The organism is Pseudoalteromonas sp. UG3-2 (assembly GCF_037120705.1).
Classification (GTDB): domain Bacteria; phylum Pseudomonadota; class Gammaproteobacteria; order Enterobacterales; family Alteromonadaceae; genus Pseudoalteromonas.
On sequence record NZ_JAWLJU010000002.1, the window covers coordinates 1,308,656 to 1,329,711 of the forward strand.

Genomic DNA, 21,056 nt, shown 5'->3' on the forward strand with positions numbered 1-21,056 from the left:
TCTAAAACCGCTGCTACTTTAGTATCTTATCAACTTCTGTCGCTAAACCACTTTGGCGTTGTATGGTTAAGCCTCACGGGTAATTAGTACAGGTTAGCTTAATGGCTCGCACCACTTCCACATCCTGCCTATCAACGTTGTCGTCTTCAACGGCCCTTTAGTGGAGTTAAACTCCAAGTGAGAACTCATCTCGAGGCCTGCTTCGCGCTTAGATGCTTTCAGCGCTTATCAGTTCCGAACGTAGCTACCGGGCAATGCTATTGGCATAACAACCCGAACACCAGCGGTTCGTCCACTCCGGTCCTCTCGTACTAGGAGCAGCCCCTCTCAATTCTCAAACGCCCACGGCAGATAGGGACCGAACTGTCTCACGACGTTCTAAACCCAGCTCGCGTACCACTTTAAATGGCGAACAGCCATACCCTTGGGACCGACTTCAGCCCCAGGATGTGATGAGCCGACATCGAGGTGCCAAACACCGCCGTCGATATGAACTCTTGGGCGGTATCAGCCTGTTATCCCCGGAGTACCTTTTATCCGTTGAGCGATGGCCCTTCCATTCAGAACCACCGGATCACTATGACCTACTTTCGTACCTGCTCGACGTGTCTGTCTCGCAGTTAAGCTGGCTTCTACCATTACACTAACCGTACGATGTCCGACCGTACTTAGCCAACCTTCGTGCTCCTCCGTTACTCTTTGGGAGGAGACCGCCCCAGTCAAACTACCCACCAGGCACTGTCCTCAATCCCGATCCAGGGACCTAAGTTAGAACATCAACACTACAAGGGTGGTATTTCAAGGTCGGCTCCACACCATCTAGCGACGATGCTTCAAAGCCTCCCACCTATCCTACACATGTAGGGTCAATGTTCAGTGCCAAGCTGTAGTAAAGGTTCACGGGGTCTTTCCGTCTAGCCGCGGGTACACAGCATCTTCACTGCGATTTCAATTTCACTGAGTCTCGGGTGGAGACAGCGTGGCCATGGTTACACCATTCGTGCAGGTCGGAACTTACCCGACAAGGAATTTCGCTACCTTAGGACCGTTATAGTTACGGCCGCCGTTTACCGGGGCTTCGATCAAGAGCTTCGCATACGCTAACCCCATCAATTAACCTTCCGGCACCGGGCAGGTGTCATACCCTATACGTCATCTTACGATTTTGCAGAGTACTGTGTTTTTAATAAACAGTCCCAGCCACCTGGTCACTGCGGCTGACTTCAGCTCCGGGCGCGGGCCCTTCACCTAATGTCAGCGTACCTTCTCCCGAAGTTACGGTACGATTTTGCCTAGTTCCTTCACCCGAGTTCTCTCAAGCGCCTTAGTATTCTCTACCTGACCACCTGTGTCGGTTTAGGGTACGATTCAGTATAAACTGAAGCTTAGAGGCTTTTCCTGGAAGTAGGGCATCAACAACTTCACCACCGTAGTGGCTCGTCTCGGCTCTCAGCCTTAGCGACCCGGATTTTCCTAAGTCACCAGCCTACTGCCTTTCACATGGACAACCAACGCCATGCTTGCCTAGCCTGCTCCGTCCCCCCATCGCATTCATACTGAGTACGGGAATATTAACCCGTTTCCCATCGACTACGCTCTTCAGCCTCGCCTTAGGGGTCGACTCACCCTACCCTGATTAACATGGGATAGGAACCCTTGGTCTTCCGGCGTGGGAGTTTTTCACTCCCATTATCGTTACTCATGTCAGCATTCGCACTTCTGATATGTCCAGCATGCCTCCCGGCACACCTTCAGCCACTTACAGAACGCTCCCCTACCCCGCAAACAAAGTTTGCAGCCGTAGCTTCGGTGGTATGTTTAGCCCCGTTACATCTTCCGCGCAGGCCGACTCGACTAGTGAGCTATTACGCTTTCTTTAAAGGATGGCTGCTTCTAAGCCAACCTCCTAGCTGTTTTAGCCTTCCCACATCGTTTCCCACTTAACATACACTTTGGGACCTTAGCTGACGGTCTGGGTTGTTTCCCTCTCCACGATGGACGTTAGCACCCACCGTGTGTCTCCCGGATAGTACTTTACGGTATTCGGAGTTTGCAAAGGGTTGGTAAGTCGGGATGACCCCCTAGCCTTAACAGTGCTCTACCCCCGTAAGTATTCGTCCGAGGCTCTACCTAAATAGATTTCGGGGAGAACCAGCTATCTCCCGGTTTGATTAGCCTTTCACTCCTAGCCACAGGTCATCCCCTAACTTTTCAACGTTAGTGGGTTCGGTCCTCCAGTTGATGTTACTCAACCTTCAACCTGCCCATGGCTAGATCACCGGGTTTCGGGTCTATACCCTGCAACTTAAGCGCCCAGTTAAGACTCGCTTTCGCTACGGCTCCCCTAAATGGTTAACCTCGCTACAGAATATAAGTCGCTGACCCATTATACAAAAGGTACGCAGTCACCCGAAGGCTCCTACTGCTTGTACGTACACGGTTTCAGGTTCTATTTCACTCCCCTCACAGGGGTTCTTTTCGCCTTTCCCTCACGGTACTGGTTCACTATCGGTCAGTTGGGAGTATTTAGCCTTGGAGGATGGTCCCCCCATATTCAGTCAAAGTTTCACGTGCTCCGACCTACTCGATTTCACTGTAAATAAGTTGTCGTGTACGGGACTGTCACCCTGTTTCGTCATACTTTCCAGAATGTTCCACTAACTACATTACAGCTTAAGGGCTAATCCGATTTCGCTCGCCGCTACTTTCGGAATCTCGGTTGATTTCTTTTCCTACGGGTACTTAGATGTTTCAGTTCTCCGCGTTCGCCTCAACAACCTATGTATTCAGTTGTTGATGACCCAAAGGGCCGGGTTTCCCCATTCGGAAATCCTAGTCTCAAGTGCCTCTTACTGGCTCAACTAGGCTTATCGCAAGTTAGTACGTCCTTCATCGCCTCCAACTGCCAAGGCATCCACCGTGTACGCTTAGTCACTTAACCATACAACCCAAAGTGGTTTTGCTTGGTCTTTGTCATTTAAACGGCCTTGTCAGCACAATTTACTTGGTCACATAACACGTTATGCTCCCAGCGATAAATTGCTTGACGGCGTTGTCTAAATAACAAATCCACGTCGCAAAATAGTGCATTACATCACTAGTTGTACGTCAAAGACTGATTTAACTTCGCCAGAAGTTAATATTGAATACTAAAGTAGACGCTAATTAATTATCGAAATAATTAATCGGCATTTTCTTTCGAAAACTCGATAAATAACATGCGTTATTCATCAGAATTTAATTATCAGCTTTTCCAAATTTTTAAAGAGCAATATCACTCAGCCATCAGGCCAAGCAACAATCATCTGTGTGGACACTTCGAACAAATCAGTTCTAAATCGTATAAGGAGGTGATCCAGCCCCAGGTTCCCCTAGGGCTACCTTGTTACGACTTCACCCCAGTCATGAATCACTCCGTGGTGAACGTCCTCCCTAAGGTTAGACTATCCACTTCTGGAGCAACCCACTCCCATGGTGTGACGGGCGGTGTGTACAAGGCCCGGGAACGTATTCACCGCAGCATTCTGATCTGCGATTACTAGCGATTCCGACTTCATGGAGTCGAGTTGCAGACTCCAATCCGGACTACGACAGGCTTTAAGGGATTCGCTCACTATCGCTAGCTCGCTGCTCTCTGTACCTGCCATTGTAGCACGTGTGTAGCCCTACACGTAAGGGCCATGATGACTTGACGTCGTCCCCACCTTCCTCCGGTTTATCACCGGCAGTCTCCTTAGAGTTCCCGACCGAATCGCTGGCAACTAAGGATAGGGGTTGCGCTCGTTGCGGGACTTAACCCAACATCTCACAACACGAGCTGACGACAGCCATGCAGCACCTGTCTCAGAGTTCCCGAAGGCACCAAACTATCTCTAGTAAGTTCTCTGGATGTCAAGTGTAGGTAAGGTTCTTCGCGTTGCATCGAATTAAACCACATGCTCCACCGCTTGTGCGGGCCCCCGTCAATTCATTTGAGTTTTAACCTTGCGGCCGTACTCCCCAGGCGGTCTACTTAATGCGTTAGCTTTGGAAAACAGTCCCGAAAGACCGAGCTCCTAGTAGACATCGTTTACGGCGTGGACTACCAGGGTATCTAATCCTGTTTGCTCCCCACGCTTTCGTACATGAGCGTCAGTGTTGACCCAGGTGGCTGCCTTCGCCATCGGTATTCCTTCAGATCTCTACGCATTTCACCGCTACACCTGAAATTCTACCACCCTCTATCACACTCTAGCTTGCCAGTTCGAAATGCTGTTCCCAGGTTGAGCCCGGGGCTTTCACATCTCGCTTAACAAACCGCCTGCGTACGCTTTACGCCCAGTAATTCCGATTAACGCTCGCACCCTCCGTATTACCGCGGCTGCTGGCACGGAGTTAGCCGGTGCTTCTTCTGTCAGTAACGTCACAGCTAGCAGGTATTAACTACTAACCTTTCCTCCTGACTGAAAGTGCTTTACAACCCGAAGGCCTTCTTCACACACGCGGCATGGCTGCATCAGGCTTGCGCCCATTGTGCAATATTCCCCACTGCTGCCTCCCGTAGGAGTCTGGACCGTGTCTCAGTTCCAGTGTGGCTGATCATCCTCTCAAACCAGCTAGGGATCGTCGCCTTGGTAAGCCATTACCTTACCAACTAGCTAATCCCACTTGGGCCAATCTAAAGGCGAGAGCTAAAAGCCCCCTTTGCTCCGTAGAGATTATGCGGTATTAGCCGTCGTTTCCAACGGTTGTCCCCCACCTCAAGGCATGTTCCCAAGCATTACTCACCCGTCCGCCGCTCGTCATCTTCTAGCAAGCTAGAAATGTTACCGCTCGACTTGCATGTGTTAGGCCTGCCGCCAGCGTTCAATCTGAGCCATGATCAAACTCTTCAATTAAAAGTTTTTTTGAAACCTAAGTTTCAGCTCAATGAATCCTGATTGTTTGTTTCTACTTTTAAAAAAGTAAAATCAAAACGAATTGACTATATAGTCACTCAGTTACAATTGAGACTCTAAATTTGTTTGCGTCATTCAGTAAAACTGAAATCAGCTGTTAGAACTCAATCTGTACGAGTGCCCACACAGATGATTGCTTTAAATTGTTAAAGAACGTTGCGATGTTTTCATCGCGTCAGGGCTGCGCATTCTACGCTTTCCTGACTTGTTGTCAACGCTTAATTTGCCTTTCTTTTTAGAGCAACAAATTCAGTCTTATTTGACTCCACCGTTACGTTGCTACGTTGCTTCTCAGCGCTGTGCTCCGTGTCGGTGGATGCGCATTATAGGGAGAATCGATTTCAGTGCAAGCGTTTTTTTGAAAAAACTAGATAAAACCAGCCGTTCGAACAGAAAACATACAAAACACCTCAAAAAACACCTCAATGCAATATTTTCTTCATTAAACTGTCACCAGATTCGGTGAAAGGATCCTAAGTATCGATCAATTTCGGCAAGATGCAAGATACAAGTGAAGAAATTTTCACCTGTATCTTTTTTAGCGATTAATATAGCAAGCTGTATAGCTTACGACGATATGAAGAAGCTACACTATCGCCTTCTGGTAATGAGGCTATTACCGCCAAATAATCTTTCTTCGCATCAGCAAAAGCCATGTCTTTTTTTAACACCGTTAATAAAGTGGCTAGTGCATCTTCTTTTTTACCAACATCTAATTGTGCTTGGGCTAATTCACAGCGCAATGTTAATGAGCTTGGCTCTGCTGCCACGGCTTGCTCTAACCGCTGTATTTCTGGAGAGTTTTGAGCTTCTTGTACTTGTGTCAGTTTAGCAGCAAGGTTGTGGTAATACGGATCGCGTTGATCTTCAGCAACAGACTCTAATAGTGCGCTGGCCTCATCAAACTTTTGGATTTGCATACAAATATCTGCAAACACGAGTTTTACACGAGTGTTTTCACGGTCGATGTCATAGGCTTTTTTGGCGCTTGCAAACGCGTTATTGAGGTCCCCTTCACTGAGGTATTGCTTTGCTTGATCAAGTAAAACAAGCTCCGGTGATGGCAAATGGCTGGATAACGCTTCCTTTATCTCTTCCTCAGTTTTCGCACCAGGTAGCATATCTACCGGCGCTCCCCCTTTTAAAATCACTAAAGTAGGTAGAGCCTGTAAACCAATTTGTTGAGCCAGTTGAGATGCCAATGCTTGCTGTACGTCACAATCTACTACGCCAACTAATAGATGCTCTGGGTAATCTGATGCAAGCTTATCGAGTATTTGATCTTGTTGCAGGCACTCTGGGTTTTGATTACTAAAAAAAGATAACAGAATTACCTTATCGGAATTAGGTTCGCCTAATACTTGTTGGATATTTTCCGGCGTTAAAAGAACTTTGTTACTCATCTTGCTCATCTACACTTGGTGAATTATACGGTTGATATAGTGTCTTGATTGTATTTTACAACCAACCACAAAAAAGATTTATACCATTTTGCTTGGTTTTTTGTTTTTACTTCGCCAACTTTTTCCTTTTCTACGGCCGTTGTATTTCGGCACAGGGATCCCTTTTAATGCAGCTGTATTAATTGATTGTGACTCTGCGATAAAGCCCTGTAGCTCATCGATGAGAGGCTGCATAAATTGCAGATAAGAGGTTTCCTGCTGTGCGATTTTACTGAGTAATGATTCCCAAAGCGCGGTTCTATCTGGCAGTGACAGCGAACTAGGCAAAGTGTTGATAAATGCGCAGCCTAGTTCCGTTGCCAAAACCGTTTTGCCCGAACGTTTTAAAAACCCTCTTTTAAATAGTAACTCTAAAATCCCTGCTCGAGTTGCTTCCGTACCTAGACCGTCGGTTTCTTTCAGTACCTTTTTGACCTTGGGATCAGTAACAAAGCGAGCTATCCCCGTCATTGCACCAAGTAATGTCGCTTCAGTGTAGTGCTTAGGCGGCTGAGTGTGCTTTTCCCTCACTTCTCCTTGTTCGCAAACGAGCTGCTCGGCAACCGTTAACTCTGGCAACAAAGTTTCTTTATCCAAGTCGGGACGCTGAAAGAGAACCTTAAAGCCCTGTTCAGTTACCTGTTTCGCTTGCGCTCGAAAAGTACCACCACCGATTTCCAGAGTAGCTTTGGTCTCATTATAACGATAAGGATGATAAAACTGCGCTAAATACTGAATTGCTATTAATTGATAGATTTGCGCTTCGCGATGGCCTAATTGTGCAGATTTTAATTTTTTGGTCGTGGGAATAATCGCGTGGTGCGCTTCTACCTTATTATCATTCCAACAATTTCCTTTTATTTGCATGTCCGCCATGTCGGCTTGTTGCTGCGAGATCCCTTGATTATGCTGTGCTGCAGCAACGACATCATGTCTTTGCTGATAATGCTCTTTGGGTAAATAACGATTATCTGAACGTGGATAAGTAATTAGCTTATGCTTCTCATACAGGCTTTGGCAAACATCAAGGACTTGCTGGGCTGATATACCAAAGCGTTTGTTGGCGTCTATTTGTAACGCCGATAAGTTATAGGGTAATGGCGGATTTTGCTTTTTTGGTTTGGTCTCTACAGCTTGTACTATGGCTTGTTGCGCAGTTATACGTTGTGCGACGTTTTCAGCTAACCCTTTAACTAGCACTCTGCCTTCTTCATCCATGTATGGCTGGCATGCTTCGCTTGGTTGCCATTTCGCTTCAAAAGTTCCCCAGTTGGGTTTCACAACGTGGGCAATCACTTCGTAAAATGGTTTGGACACAAAGTTCGCAATTTCTTGATCTCTTCTGACCACTAACCCTAATACTGGGGTTTGTACTCGTCCTACAGATAATACCGTTTTTACACCCGCTTTTTGTCCGGCCAGCGTAAACGCACGAGTTAGATTAAGTCCAAACAGCCAATCCGCTCTAGCACGCGCCAATGCTGATACACTCAAAGGCACAAACTCTTTATTAGAACGTGTTGAAGCCAGTGCTTTTTTAACGGCTTGGGGGTTAAGGTCACTAATTAATAAACGACGAATGGCCGCTTTTTTGTGCTTTGCCAACTTAACGTACTCAAAAACTTCGTCAACCAGTAGCTGACCCTCTCTGTCTGGATCGCCAGCATGAAATACTTCTTCAGCTTGGCTAAGCAGTTTTTTTAATACGTTGAGCTGTTTTTTGGTTTTACTCTTTGCTTTAAACTGCCATTGCTCGGGTATGATGGGAAGGTCTTGTAATTGCCACTTTTTAAAGCGCGCATCGTAATCTTCAGGCTCAGCTTGCTCCAGTAAATGACCAATACACCAAGAAACCACATCGCCATTGGCCACCTCAATATAACCATCATGCTTTTTATGTGGTTTTGGTAATACATCTGCAATGGCTCTGCCTAAGGAAGGTTTTTCGGCAATGTAGAGTTTCATTGGACATCCAACTGTTTATTTATACAGTTATAATAGACAAATTTACCGCAGAACTCTAGGGGTAAAGATGAGTAGGGAGAGGCAAGCGCCTCTCCCTAGGAAGGTTACTGAGTTTTCAATAGGTTCAGTTTCTTATGTTTTTGCTCCACAATTTCAGTCATTGAGCTTGCGGCCTGCTCAACTTCATCGGCAAATTGCGATAGCTCAGCTGCGGCATCCGAAATCCCCGTGGTGTTGGTGTTGATCTCCTCGGTTACCATGCTTTGCTCTTCTGCTGCGGTGGCAATTTGGGTGACTTCATTGGAAATACTAGTCAGCTCACCCACTAAGGTACTCATTAACTTGGCAGAGTCTTGGCAATAGCTCACTGCGTTTTCGCCCAAGTCAACGGAACTTTCAATAATCCGGCTGGAGTTAGCCACCTCACTTTGTAAATTATCGATCAATTTGCTGATGTCGTCGGTAGAGGCTTGCGTTTTAGACGCTAAAGCTCTTACTTCATCTGCAACGACAGCAAAACCCCGGCCTTGCTCTCCCGCTCTTGCAGCCTCAATAGCGGCATTCAGCGCAAGCAAGTTAGTCTGCTCGGCAATGGCTCGGATCACCTCGAGGATTTTAGAAATGTCATCACTGCGCTCAGATACCTTCATCACCGCTTGTTTAGCATCGATAACTTGATCTGCCATGGACTGCACCGTTTCCGTGGTCTTGATGATACTTTGTTCACTTTGCTGAACCTGATCTGCAGCCTGATTAGTACTTGCAGCCGCTTTTTCCGATGCCCTTGCCACCTCTGAAGCGGTAGCACTAAGCTCATTAATTGCTGTTACGACACTGTCAATTTCTAAGTGTTGATTTGCCACTTTATTTTTGATGTTAATCGCAGCCTCTGTGGTCTTATGCGATTGCTCATAAGAGGACTCAGCTAACCCCTTTAAGTCATCAATCATGGTTCTTAATTTATCAGTAAAACGATTAAAACCTTGTGATAGTGCAATCAACTCAGCATGATGACTGACTTCAAGCTCATGGGTCAGATCCCCCTCACTGGAAGCTAGATTTTCTACCCGCTGCTGGATGTGAGTCAGTGGGCTAATAATGGTGTTAACCAAAATAACTGCAATCACCACCCCAATGATAGCAATCACCACACCTATGGTCAGCATCCAACGACCTACAGAGTCTGTTGAAGCTTCCAACTGTTGTTTTAATTGTGTAGCACTGCTTAGGGCGACCGATTTTGGTAGTTCAATAATCAGCGACCAGGTGGTATTGGCAAGGGTAATATCAATAGGCACAGCGACGACGAGATCGTCGCCAAGCTCTTTGATGCCTTTATCGGCATGGAGTGTTTTTAATGTCTCAGCACGAGATGCTGACATGGATTCTGACACCGGACGTGCAAGTTTATCGTAATGACTCGAGCCTACTACAAGTCCCATATCACTTAATAGTGTCACCTTAGCCGCGCCAGAATACAGTGACTCAGAAAGCTCTTCCACCATCGACTGAAATACCGGTAAGTTGACATCAACGCCAACTAGACCCTTAAACTGACGGTTAACCACAACCGGAACGGTTAGAGAAGTCATCAGCATTTCATTACCTGGGGTAATTTCATACAGGTAGGGCTCCATAATACAAGGAGCGACTTTATCCCTAGCACAAAGGTACCACTCGGCTTCTCTGAGGCCAAACTCATTAATGGCATCAGCGTACTTTTCTTCGGCCGTTTCAACCTTTTGCTGCACCACGCCACTGGCTTCTTGAGTAAAATACAGCTCTAAAGAACCTGCGCCTGGAACTGAATGAGAGCTGCCGGCAATAAACTCATTGTCTTTGCCATCGTAGCCATTGGCTTCAAATTGCGCGTACATTGAAGAAACAAATTGGTTTTGCTGCAATGCACCTCTAACCAGCTCTTCTACTTGCTCCCGCGCTAAGGGCTGTTGCTTTGCAGTATGAGAAAGCATACCGGCTAAAGTATAGGGAACCCGATAGGCCTCATTGATGAACGCGGCCACACGCTGACCATACTGGTTACCTTTGGCGACTAGACCAGCAGAAATTTCTTCATAAATGGCGGCTTGAACCCCGTTGCTTTGTCGCTCATTTTCTTTCGCTAGGTGCATCCACATGGTAACGACTAGGATCAATACCAAGCTACTCACCAAGGCAATAACAAAAAACAACAGTTTATTTTTGATAGACGCTCTTTTCATAACATTCCTAGTTAACATATTTAACTGCGCAATATGCAGCCTTGTTGTATAAACAAGGCGATTCTAATTAAATGTAGCAAACAATCCCAGTAACGCACTGAAATTATTGCTACACCCAATCATTTCACTAGAAAAAACTATTACTTTAGACCAAAAGTAGTAACTCTGAGCTACTTTTTGATTTTCTCTTTTCCTGAAGTTTTGTCATTGCTAGGCAGGCGATGGTGAATAGCAGACTTAATCAGCATATAACCAGAAATTGGCGCCGTTAATAATAAAAAGATTGAAATCAGAATCTCTTTAACACTGACACCCTCGGTTGTGGTGCTGAAGTACACCATGGCGGAAGTCAGTAAACAAGCCATCCCTAATGTTGTTGCTTTAGTTGGGCCATGTAAGCGCATAAAAAAGTCTGGCATTTTAACCAAGCCAATAGAGCCTATCAGCACAAAGCAACCACCTAGTAACAATAGAATTGATATAATCCACTCTGACATCCTGCCCCCTACTCGATGATATCGCCACGTAGCAAGTATTTACACACTGCTACCGTGCTTACAAAACCTAGCATGGCAATAAGCAATGCGGCTTCAAAATACAGCGCTGTGCCCATGTTCATACCGTACAAAATAATCAGCGCTATGGTGTTAATGTACATCGTGTCCAATGCCAAAATGCGGTCTGGTATTGATGGGCCCACCACTAGACGCCAGAGGTTTAGCAACAAAGAAACCCCGATCATGGCAAACACGATTAATATAACGGTCTCTAACATTCAAAAATCTCCTTCAGCGGCGTCTCGTAGCGAGATTTAATCGTATCAATGAGTGCTTGCTCATCTTGCATATCTAATACATGGATTAACAGGTATTTTCGCCCTACTTCTTCATCATCGGCTACTGACTCTGGCCATGGATATACTTCAGCACTCACAGTCCCAGGCGTCAAAGATACCGTGCTGGCTAAAATCGTAATTGGCATGGCCTGGTCAATATCCAGCGGCACCAAAACAAATCCTGGTTGCAGCTTTTTCGACGGCCCTAATATTTTAATAGCCACTTCAATGTTCGCGGTAATGATATCGTACAGCACCAGAAAAAGGTGCCTGATTGCTCGCCAAGGGTGAATGATTAACGGCTGCTTGGTACGAAAGCGGTACGTGATCAAAGGAATGATAATGGCCAACAGCGTGGCCAAAATAAGGTGCCCCACAGACACGCTGTTATTGAGTAGCAACCAAACCGTGAACAAGAGTAAACTGCGAAATGGCGTTGGTAGCCAAGAAAACTTTGCTTCTAAACGCATTTATTTTGCTCCTTTTAGCACGGCATGAGTAATACCAGTAAAGTCATGCAACGAACCCGCAGCATTTTGCGCATACTCAGTCAGTGCTCCAGCAAAAATAACCATCAGTGGCGCACAAGCGACCAAGGTCAATACGGCAATCAACTGAGTAGGATGAACTTTTTCACTGGCGTTGGTTTCGGCTTTACCGGTATGGTGCCAGAAAACGGTGCTCCCCGCTTTGGAAACACTCACCAAGATGGCTAAGCTGGCAATTAAATATACGCCCCAAAACCAATAGGTATAGTTCGCTGCAACCGTAGATTGTAAAATCCATACTTTGCCTACAAACCCTGATAACGGCGGCATGCCTATCACAGCAATGGCGGCAATGGCAAATGGAATACCAAGCAGCATTGGTTGCGCCACCGGGCGACCTGCGGTGATCCTATCCGCTACTTTACCACGCTGAGTGCCGATTAAATCGGCTAACAAAAATAACGCGGCAGAAACCAAGGTGGAATGCACAAGGTAATATATGGCAGCGGCACTACTGTCCACCGTTTGTACCGCAACCAGCGCAACCAAAGTACCTACCGATACCACCACTAAGTTTGCTGCTAACTTACGTAAGTCTTGGCTCGCTAGTACCCCAATGGCCCCCATCACTATGGTTGCAATGGCCAACCACCACAGCCATTGCTGTGCCATATGGCTAAGCTCTCCGGCTTCCTCACCAAACACTAAGGTGTAAACTCGCATCATGGAATAGACACCCACTTTAGTCATAATTGCAAACAAGGCGGCAACTACAGGCAAGGCAGTGGCATAGGTATTCGGTAACCACAGGTGCAATGGCAATAAAGCGCCCTTCAAGGCGAATACCACTAATAATAACAAACCACCGATTTTAGCCAGATAAACATCATCGCCTTGCAACAAGGTAATTTTTTGTGCCATGTCAGCAATATTCAGCGTCCCAAGCACCCCATACATAATCCCTAAAGCAATTAAGAACACTGACGAACCAACTAGATTGAGGATCACGTATTGTAACGAGGCTCTAGTATTGTGCTTGTCGCCGCCATGCATTAACAAGGCATAAGAGGCGATAAGTAACACCTCAAAAAACACGAATAAGTTAAAGGCATCACCCGTTAAAAAGGCGCCGTTCACACCCATCATTAAAAAATGCACCAATGGATGGAAAAAGCTGCCCTTTTCATCATCTCCGGCACAACTGTACAGAACACAGACAAACCCGAGTAATGCCGTCAAGCTCACCAACAGTGTTGACAATTGATCCGCCACTAAAACAATCCCAAATGGCGCTTGCCAATTACCGATGGCATACACCTGGATGCCACTTTGCTGCACATTAAGCAGTAAACCAATACAGGCCGCAAAGGTGATAAGCGACATCAATACAGATACCTTGCGGCGTATTGCTAACTTTTTACCACAAGGAGGCATTAGCAGGATAACTCCCGCCAACATCGAAAGTAATACAGGTAATGAAGTCAGATGCTGGATCATGCCTTATCCTTCTTTTCAGGGACAATACCGTTGACATGGTCATTACCCAAGTCAGAGCGACCACGAATGGCAAGGATCACCACGAATGCGGTCATCGCAAAACCGATAACAATCGCAGTTAACACTAACGCCTGTGGTAAAGGATCAGCGTAGTCGTTACTAAAACCCAATACCGCGGCTTTATTTAAGGTTAATCTGCCGGACGCGAATAGGAATAAATTCACCGCGTAAGACAACATAGTGAGGCCTAACACAACCGGAAAAGTTCGCGCACGTAATATTAAAAAAACCCCGCAGGCCACTAATATGCCTACGCAAGATGCATACAATAATTCCATTAAATATTTACCTCTTCTTTTGGCGCATTGGCGGTCACTTTGCCCAAACTTGCCAAGATCATTAGCGTTGCTCCAACCACGGTAATATACACCCCAAGGTCAAAGGCAATGGCACTCGCTAACTCAGTTTTTCCTACCAACGGAATATCAAAATAATCAAACCAAGAAGTTAAGAACGGTCTATCGAAGAACCAACTTCCTACGCCTGTCGCCAAGGCTATCGCAATACCGGTGGCAATGATCTTACGGTAATTGACATTAAAGCGCTCTGCTATCCAGTTTGAGCCGTGAGCAATGTACTGCAATATAAAGGCGATGGCCGTCACTAAGCCTGCGATAAAGCCACCACCTGGGAGGTTATGACCACGCAAGAAGATGTAGACCGAAACCAGCAGCGCCAGTGGCAGTAAGCTTTGCGAAATACTCGCCAATAACAGCGGATAGCGCTCTTTTGCCCAAGGTCTGCCTTCACTGTCACTACCAGGCATAAACAGTGGTAAATTAATCAATAGTTTATAAATTCCCAATGCCGCAATACCCAGCACTGTGATTTCGCCTAGGGTATCGAAACCCCGAAAATCGACCAGGATTACATTCACCACATTGGTACCACCGCCGCCGATTTTAGCGTTGGCAACAAAGAACTCAGAAATACTGTCTAGTGGGCGCGTGATTAGAGCATAACTAATGCTGCCAACAATCACCCCAATTGCGGAGGCGATACCCATGTCCCGCAGCACGCGAATAGAGCTAGACTCTTTTGGCGTTCGCTGTGGTAAAAAGAACAAGGCCAGCATCAATAAGATGATGGTCACCACCTCAACCGTCAATTGAGTTAACGCTAAGTCAGGCGCAGAGAAGCGGGTAAAGGCCACGGATACCATCAGGCCCACAACCGAGATCATTAATAGCGCCACCATGCGGCTGCGATGCCAAATCACCGTGCCTAGAGCACCTATCATTAATAGTCCAGCGCCAATGGCGTTGTGGACATCAATAGGAGTGGGTTCCATGTTGCCAACCAGTTGCGACATTTCAAATAATGGCCAACCGGCGCTGATCAGCACCACAATAAACATCAACATCAAGTAGCGTTGCAATGAACCGTTTTCAATCGCCCCAATCCGGGCGCGGCTCCACGACACAATGTTGTACATTGTGCGTTCAAAGGTTTTCTTAGCATTAAGCGGCGGCAGCGATGCCTGAAATTGAAACAGGAATCTACGCTGAGTATAAATAAACAAACCACCGCACACGGCCAAACCACTCATCAACAGAGGAAGGTTAAAGCCATGCCAAATGGCGATTTTGTACTCTGGTGCTTCCCCGCCAAGCACGGCTGCCGATGCGGCAAACAAAATACCGTCGACCACAAAGTTTGGAAACATCCCTACAACCAAACACAGCGCCACTAAAATTTCGATCGGTACGCGCATATATCTAGGCGCTTCATGAGGAGTTTTAGGCAAATCGATGGGATCGCCATTGAAAAACACATCGTGAATAAAGCGCGCAGAGTAAGCGACAGAAAATGCCCCTGCTATGGTCGCAAGTATTGGGATTAGCCAAGACATTGAGCCCAGTAACTGTTGGTGCAGGGTTTCGGCAAAGAACATTTCTTTGGATAAGAAACCATTGAGTAACGGTACCCCTGCCATTGCTGAAGCCGCCACCATGGCTAACGTGGCGGTGTAAGGCATAAAACGCCACATGCCATTAAGTTTACGCATGTCACGTGTGCCCGTTTCATGATCGATGATACCGGTGGCCATAAACAGCGAGGCTTTAAAGGTAGCGTGGTTAATAATGTGGAAAATCGCCGCAACCGTTGCCAATTCTGTGTCTAGACCCAGCAGTAAGGTGATCAGGCCCAAATGGCTAATAGTGGAAAAGGCCAGTAACCCTTTCAAGTCGTGTTTGAACAGTGCGATGTAAGCACCGACTAACAAGGTAGCAAGGCCCGTTAAGCCCACTAAAATAAACCACAGCTCGGTTCCCGCCAATGCCGGATAAAAACGTGCTAATAGGAAAATCCCCGCTTTTACCATAGTGGCAGAGTGTAAGTAGGCACTTACAGGCGTTGGTGCTGCCATGGCGTGTGGTAGCCAGAAATGGAATGGGAATTGCGCGGACTTGGTAAATGCCCCTAACAGGATAAGCACTAGGGTTACTTCGTACCATGCGTGGGCTTGGATAATATCACGACTGGCTAAGATGACATCGAGGTTGTAGCTGCCAACAATGTCACCTAATAACATTAGACCTGCAAGCAGAGCCAAACCACCACCACCGGTGATAGCCAAGGCCATTTTGGCGCCTTTACGGGCTTCTGACTTATGCCACCAATAGCTAATAAGCAAAAAGGAACTAATGCTGGTAAGCTCCCAGAATAACCACAACTGCAAAACATTATTCGACATCACAATACCGAGCATGGCGGTCATAAACAGCATTAGGTATGAGTAGAGTTTTGGCATCGAGTCGTTGGGGCTTAAGTAGTATCTGGCATAAAATATCACCAGCATACCAATTCCCAAGATCATAAAGACAAACAATAGCGCTAAGCCATCGAGTCGGAAAGCAACATCGATATCCAGAAGCGGGATCCACTCGAGCGTTGCTCGAATTGTCTCACCCGCAAACACCGCTGGCGCAAGGTCAACGGCTAATAGAATTGCCACTGCTGGCGCTACTAAGGTTAAAGCAGTCGACTGATTACGAGAGAGTTTTCCCGTGAATGCACTGAGTAGACTGCCAATTAAGGATAGCAAGGGTATCCAAAATAAAGTCATAGAGTAAACCTTTTATTTGCGTCGTTATGGCTCGTTTTGGTTAAGGTGATGATGCCCTTCCCATCTGGAGCATTAAGTACACTTTTACCACACGTACATGTTTCTTGTTATACTTGATTAGTGTTTGAGTTGTCTAGAGTTTCACATCCTAGCTGATTACATTTTAGACAACCTTAACAAACTATTCAGATTAAGTTCAAAACTATTCAGCTGAATTAACGCGACTTAGAGGTGAAGAGGAAGCTAAGTTCAGTGCAGCCAGCCACAGTTCTCGGTATTTTTCACTTAGCTTAATCGATTGATATTCCAACAAAGAGTACCCTTTTTGTGGCTTAAATGACGCCAGTTTACCGTACTTGCAAGTACGGCTAGGCACCCAGTTGTATGGGGCGTGTTCACCAACGTAAAGATTTGGTGCCTTATAGCCTGATTTTGCACAAAGCCATTTTGCTTTTGCCGGCGCAACGGGGTACTCATCCTCAAAACCACTGAAATGCATAAGCTCGTGGATAAACACATTGTAGTTACTGGTGTGAGCCAGCGTCATCTGCTGCCCAACCACGTTGGCATGCCCCTTTGCGGCCATCAGCACAGTATAATCAAAACTCTCAGCAATGGACGATGCAGCTAAGTGACACTTTGCAAACCTGTCTTTCTCAGCACAGTTTAACCGCTTTGCCGCATAAATTGGTTTAGATAAGCAATACACACCCGCTTGCGGTTCAGGCTGTTGCTCAAACGCCACTTTTAGCTGTTGTAATTGCCGCAGCCCCTTTAAATCAGAAGCAATTAACGCGATATGATAACGACATTGATGAGTCGGTTTGCTCACTTCATCAAGCAGCTGGTAGTGGTCTAGCTCCTTATGACGTGGCAATTTTACCACCTTATTAGCTTGTGCCAGCTGCATAAAAACCTGATGGCTTGCAGGCACACCGCCGAGCTTTTTTACCTCTGCCAACAACCGCCACTGCAAAGTTTGCAAAAGCAGCTCTGCCAGCTGATGGCGCTGCTGTTGATTGAGTTTGTGCCATCGCGTTAGTAACAGGGACTTTCTGCGCTGCTGGGGGTCACTGCCCAATGCCCGCCTTAGCTGCTCAAATTGCCAATTAATTAAGGGCAGCTGGGCTAATGCCCGTACTAAAGAGTGATTTGCCTGTGCAGGCGTAACAGTAAGATGAGACGCCATTTGAAAATAAAGGTGTGGCGACTTTACCAGCCAGCGCTGCAAAGTCGCACTTGAAAGGTGGCTATAGTTCGAGCTGCTGCTCGTTAAAGCCAGCAACAACAAGAACACACAGAGTGCTTTAGTCTGCGTCGCGCTCATTATTCTGTTGAGTCAGTAAGTCTAACTCTAGCCGTGCGTACTTGTGCTCCACAAACTCAAACACATTGGTGGCTAAGGCTAATTTAAAATAACTTATTGCAGCATTGTCATCGCCTTGGGCTTGGTAGCGTTTGGCAATGTAGAAGTAAGCTTCGCAGAGTCGCTCTGCATACTCTTGTTGACTGCTAACGCCGCGCCCTATTTGATTTAAAAACTGGGTTTCACTGAGCTTACCTAAATAGTAGTCAATTAGCTGAGATGACCATTCATTAGGGTTTAACGCTAAACTATTTTTTTGTAGTTGTTTCTTTGCGGCTTCAGGGTCTAGCTTAGAATGCGCTAGGTATAACCACATAGCACGGTAGGCATCTTGTGGTGAGCGCGCTAGAAACACTTCAAAGTCCTTTACCGCTAAGCTTGGGCGTTTTCCATAATATAAGGCAATGCCACGATTTAGAAAGGCATATTCATGTTCATCATCAAGTTCCAATACAGCATCAAACATTTCGTAAGCACGGCCATAGTTTTGTTCTAACGTTTGGTGAATGCCAAGAAAGTTATAAACTTCGGCTAAATCGGGTTTGAGCTTTACGGCACGATTAAAATCAATGCGTGCTAGAGTAGAGAGCCCAGTTGAGTCATACAGCATGCCGCGATTATAAAATAGCTGTGCACGTTGGTCGTTATCAATATCGGGCTGCAACAATAGCTCACTGTATCGAGCAATAGCGATTTCATTGCGAAAATTTGCTTGCAGCGGAACCGCCAGCGGCACATTTAACACTTGCTTACTGCTTGTTTTAGGTTCGGTACTGTTACATCCCACCAGGCCTACAAACAACAATAACACCACAATTTTCGCTAACTTCATTTCCTTCCTCATACTACCAAGCTTAAGCATGTCTTAGTTACCATACGCTAGTCTGCGCAAAGTCGCCATCAAATGGGATAACTGAACTCCGGCATTTAAACATAAAAAAAGGGGCTATACAGCCCCTTTCTCGATGTTGTTAGTCTGTGGTGCTAATTATTCAGCACTCTCAGTCTTTTTTTCTTGAGCTTCTTTGATGCTCAAGCGAACACGGCCTTGGCGGTCCACTTCTAGTACTTTAACTTTTACTTCTTGACCTACAGATAGGTGATCCGACACGTTATTTACGCGCTCATCACTGATCTGTGAGATGTGAACTAGACCATCTTTACCAGGTAATACGTTTACAAAGGCACCGAAGTCAACGATACGGATAACCTTACCAGTGTAAAGTGTACCTACTTCCAGCTCAGCAGTAAGTGCTTCAATACGAGAAATCGCGTCTTTAGCGCTGTTACCATTGGTGGCAGCAATCTTAATTGTGCCGTCGTCTTCAATTTCAATGGTAGTGTCTGTTTCTTCAGTTAGCTGACGAATAGTAGCGCCACCTTTACCAATCACTTCCGCGATTTTCTTCGCAGGGATCTTCATGGTGTAAATACGTGGTGCGAACTCAGATAGCTCTTCAGAAGGTGAAGCAATTGCTTGGTCCATCACACCTAGAATGTGTAGACGAGCAGCTTTTGCCTGACGCAATGCGATTTGCATGATCTCTTTGGTGATACCTTCAATCTTGATATCCATCTGTAGTGCTGTTACGCCGTCAGCAGTACCCGCTACTTTAAAGTCCATATCACCAAGGTGGTCTTCGTCACCTAGGATGTCAGAAAGAACAACAAAGTCGTCGCCTTCCTTAACTAGACCCATTGCGATACCAGCCACTGAAGCTTTAACAGGTACACCTGCGTTCATTAGCGCAAGTGATGTACCACATACCGACGCCATTGAAGATGAACCGTTTGATTCTGTGATTTCTGATACCACACGTACAGAGTACGGGAATTCTGCCAGTGTTGGCATTACCGCAGCAATACCACGCTTAGCTAGGTTACCGTGACCAATTTCACGACGCTTAGGTGAGCCAACAAAACCTGTTTCACCGACACAGAACGGAGGGAAGTTGTAGTGCAACATAAAGTGGTGCTTATGAGTACCGGTTAGGTTATCCATCATTTGCGCATCACGTTCTGTACCTAGAGTCGCTGTTACTAGCGCCTGCGTCTCACCACGAGTAAAGATTGCAGAGCCGTGCGTACGCGGAAGTACACCGGTCATCACGTCAAGAGCACGAACCATGTCTGGTTCACGACCGTCAATGCGTTTTTCACCAGCGATGATGCGGCTACGAACAATTTTCTTTTCTAGTGAGCTAAACTCTTTGCCAACCACTTGGTCGTCAAGAGACTCTTCTTCACTAAGCTCAGCAGATAGCTTTTCAATAACCTCTGCTTTTGCTTCAGAAAGCGCTTCTTTACGTGCAACTTTGTCAGTGATTAGGTAAGCATCACCGATTTTTTGCTCAGCAATCGCCGCTACTTTTTCAGCAAGAGTCAGATCTTTTTCTGGTGCAGTCCAATCCCAAGCAGGCTTGCCTGCTTCAGCACTGAACTCTTCGATTGCTTTGATGATCGACTGAGATTGCTCATGACCATATACAACTGCGCCTAGCATTTCTTCTTCAGAAAGCACTTCTGCTTCAGATTCAACCATAAGTACTGCGTTTTCAGTACCCGCAACAACCAAGTCAAGCTTGCTGGTTTCAAGCTCTTTCAAGGTTGGGTTGATGACATACTGGCCATCCACATAACCAACGCGTGCTGCGCCGATTGGGCCATTAAATGGAATACCAGAAATAGCTAGTGCTGCTGAAGTACCAATTAGTGCAACGATGTCTGGTTGTACTTCTGGATCAACTGAAACAACCGTGGCAATCACCTGAACTTCGTTTACAAAGCCTTCAGGGAATAATGGACGGATTGGACGGTCAATCAGACGCGCTGTTAATGTTTCGCCATCTGAAGGACGACCTTCACGCTTTAAGAAGCCACCTGGGATACGACCCGCAGCATACATTTTTTCTATATAGTTAACCGTTAGCGGAAAGAAGTCTTGGCCAGGAGCCGCTTCTCTTTTGCCTACTACGGTTACTAGCACTGATGTATCACCAATGCTCGCTAGTACTGCGCCGTCAGCTTGACGTGCGATAGCACCTGTTTCTAGTGTCACTGTGTGTTGACCTAGTTGAAATTCTTTAATAATTGCTTGCACAATATTTTCCTTACTTAATTGTTTTCAACGCCAACAGGGACCAATTACAGTCTTAAATAAACTCAATCAATTTA

Annotated in this window: 12 protein-coding genes and 2 rRNA genes; all 14 read right to left on the reverse strand. The window is 46.2% G+C overall.

Annotated features, from left to right (window positions below; genetic code table 11):
- Window positions 1-62: 62 nt before the first annotated feature.
- The 14 genes from R3P39_RS09190 to pnp all read right to left on the reverse strand — a co-directional run bounded on the left by R3P39_RS09190 (window position 63) and on the right by pnp (window position 20,982).
- Window positions 63-2,941: ribosomal RNA gene (locus R3P39_RS09190) — 23S ribosomal RNA — on the reverse strand.
- Window positions 2,942-3,343: 402 nt separating this feature from the next.
- Window positions 3,344-4,877, reverse strand: a 16S ribosomal RNA gene (locus tag R3P39_RS09195).
- The 16S and 23S rRNA genes sit together here, the layout of an rRNA operon.
- A gap of 605 nt (window positions 4,878-5,482) precedes the next feature.
- Window positions 5,483-6,340 (reverse strand): tetratricopeptide repeat protein, encoded by an 858-nt coding sequence (locus tag R3P39_RS09200; protein WP_336567055.1) that lies wholly within the window; start codon window positions 6,338-6,340, stop codon window positions 5,483-5,485.
- Between the two features lie 78 nt (window positions 6,341-6,418).
- Window positions 6,419-8,344, reverse strand: a complete 1,926-nt coding sequence (locus tag R3P39_RS09205) for a DNA topoisomerase III (protein ID WP_336567056.1) — start codon at window positions 8,342-8,344, stop codon at window positions 6,419-6,421.
- A 104-nt stretch (window positions 8,345-8,448) separates the two neighbouring features.
- A complete protein-coding gene (locus tag R3P39_RS09210) occupies window positions 8,449-10,566 on the reverse strand; it encodes a methyl-accepting chemotaxis protein (protein WP_336567057.1) in 2,118 nt (705 codons plus the stop codon).
- Window positions 10,567-10,736: 170 nt separating this feature from the next.
- Window positions 10,737-11,063 (reverse strand): Na+/H+ antiporter subunit G, encoded by a 327-nt coding sequence (locus R3P39_RS09215; protein ID WP_336567058.1) that lies wholly within the window; start codon window positions 11,061-11,063, stop codon window positions 10,737-10,739.
- A gap of 8 nt (window positions 11,064-11,071) precedes the next feature.
- Window positions 11,072-11,341 carry a K+/H+ antiporter subunit F gene (locus R3P39_RS09220; RefSeq protein ID WP_336567059.1) on the reverse strand — a complete coding sequence of 90 codons (270 nt, stop codon included), beginning with the start codon at window positions 11,339-11,341 and terminating at the stop codon, window positions 11,072-11,074.
- Window positions 11,335-11,871 carry a Na+/H+ antiporter subunit E gene (locus R3P39_RS09225; protein ID WP_336567060.1) on the reverse strand — a complete coding sequence of 179 codons (537 nt, stop codon included), beginning with the start codon at window positions 11,869-11,871 and terminating at the stop codon, window positions 11,335-11,337. The genes R3P39_RS09220 and R3P39_RS09225 overlap by 7 nt, the downstream gene beginning before the upstream one ends.
- The gene (locus tag R3P39_RS09230; protein WP_336567061.1) at window positions 11,872-13,386 is read right to left on the reverse strand and encodes a monovalent cation/H+ antiporter subunit D; all 1,515 of its coding nucleotides are present in this window, start codon (window positions 13,384-13,386) and stop codon (window positions 11,872-11,874) included.
- On the reverse strand, window positions 13,383-13,724 hold the full coding sequence (locus R3P39_RS09235; protein WP_336567062.1) for a Na+/H+ antiporter subunit C: 342 nt from the start codon (window positions 13,722-13,724) through the stop codon (window positions 13,383-13,385). The genes R3P39_RS09230 and R3P39_RS09235 overlap by 4 nt, the downstream gene beginning before the upstream one ends.
- Window positions 13,724-16,516, reverse strand: a complete 2,793-nt coding sequence (locus R3P39_RS09240; protein ID WP_336567063.1) for a monovalent cation/H+ antiporter subunit A — start codon at window positions 16,514-16,516, stop codon at window positions 13,724-13,726. The genes R3P39_RS09235 and R3P39_RS09240 overlap by 1 nt, the downstream gene beginning before the upstream one ends.
- 202 nt (window positions 16,517-16,718) lie before the next feature.
- The gene (locus tag R3P39_RS09245; protein ID WP_336567064.1) at window positions 16,719-17,843 is read right to left on the reverse strand and encodes a hypothetical protein; all 1,125 of its coding nucleotides are present in this window, start codon (window positions 17,841-17,843) and stop codon (window positions 16,719-16,721) included.
- Window positions 17,824-18,714 (reverse strand): lipoprotein NlpI, encoded by an 891-nt coding sequence (nlpI, locus tag R3P39_RS09250; RefSeq protein WP_336567065.1) that lies wholly within the window; start codon window positions 18,712-18,714, stop codon window positions 17,824-17,826. The genes R3P39_RS09245 and nlpI overlap by 20 nt, the downstream gene beginning before the upstream one ends.
- Window positions 18,715-18,870: 156 nt before the next feature.
- On the reverse strand, window positions 18,871-20,982 hold the full coding sequence (pnp, locus tag R3P39_RS09255) for a polyribonucleotide nucleotidyltransferase (protein ID WP_336567066.1): 2,112 nt from the start codon (window positions 20,980-20,982) through the stop codon (window positions 18,871-18,873).
- Between the last annotated feature and the right edge of the window lie 74 nt (window positions 20,983-21,056).

Excerpts from the sequence above, each read along its gene's own strand:
- R3P39_RS09200 (WP_336567055.1), bottom strand. The coding sequence starts at position 6,340 with ATGAGTAACAAAGTTCTTTTAACGCCGGAAAATATCCAACAAGTATTA.
- R3P39_RS09205 (WP_336567056.1), bottom strand. The coding sequence starts at position 8,344 with ATGAAACTCTACATTGCCGAAAAACCTTCCTTAGGCAGAGCCATTGCA.
- R3P39_RS09210 (WP_336567057.1), bottom strand. The coding sequence starts at position 10,566 with ATGAAAAGAGCGTCTATCAAAAATAAACTGTTGTTTTTTGTTATTGCC.
- R3P39_RS09215 (WP_336567058.1), bottom strand. The coding sequence starts at position 11,063 with ATGTCAGAGTGGATTATATCAATTCTATTGTTACTAGGTGGTTGCTTT.
- R3P39_RS09220 (WP_336567059.1), bottom strand. The coding sequence starts at position 11,341 with ATGTTAGAGACCGTTATATTAATCGTGTTTGCCATGATCGGGGTTTCT.
- R3P39_RS09225 (WP_336567060.1), bottom strand. The coding sequence starts at position 11,871 with ATGCGTTTAGAAGCAAAGTTTTCTTGGCTACCAACGCCATTTCGCAGT.
- R3P39_RS09230 (WP_336567061.1), bottom strand. The coding sequence starts at position 13,386 with ATGATCCAGCATCTGACTTCATTACCTGTATTACTTTCGATGTTGGCG.
- R3P39_RS09235 (WP_336567062.1), bottom strand. The coding sequence starts at position 13,724 with ATGGAATTATTGTATGCATCTTGCGTAGGCATATTAGTGGCCTGCGGG.
- R3P39_RS09240 (WP_336567063.1), bottom strand. The coding sequence starts at position 16,516 with ATGACTTTATTTTGGATACCCTTGCTATCCTTAATTGGCAGTCTACTC.
- R3P39_RS09245 (WP_336567064.1), bottom strand. The coding sequence starts at position 17,843 with ATGAGCGCGACGCAGACTAAAGCACTCTGTGTGTTCTTGTTGTTGCTG.
- nlpI (WP_336567065.1), bottom strand. The coding sequence starts at position 18,714 with ATGAAGTTAGCGAAAATTGTGGTGTTATTGTTGTTTGTAGGCCTGGTG.